General features: G+C 32.3%; 1 protein-coding gene. It reads right to left on the reverse strand.

Annotated elements, in window-relative coordinates; genetic code table 11:
- Positions 1 to 223: MbnP family protein (locus H2O73_RS24595; protein ID WP_220457811.1), on the reverse strand; the 223-nt coding region annotated here is incomplete at both ends.

Genomic DNA, 223 nt, shown 5'->3' on the forward strand with positions numbered 1-223 from the left:
TAAAACGGTAACCAGTTCCCCATTCCCACATCATTTCAGTATCGTTTTCTTCAGCTGCTGCATAAAAATTAGGAAATCTGACTTGATCTAAAGTATTTAATTCAGTTTTTATACCTAGGCCAAATTTAATTTGTGTATATTCTGCTGTTGGAATTTCGTTTAAAACATATTGTAATGTTTCAGGTTTTGAATGGTCAACAACAGTTGCTCCATTATCTAAATC

The sequence above is a fragment of the Vibrio marinisediminis genome, from assembly GCF_014050145.1.
GTDB classification, from domain to species: domain Bacteria; phylum Pseudomonadota; class Gammaproteobacteria; order Enterobacterales; family Vibrionaceae; genus Vibrio; species Vibrio marinisediminis.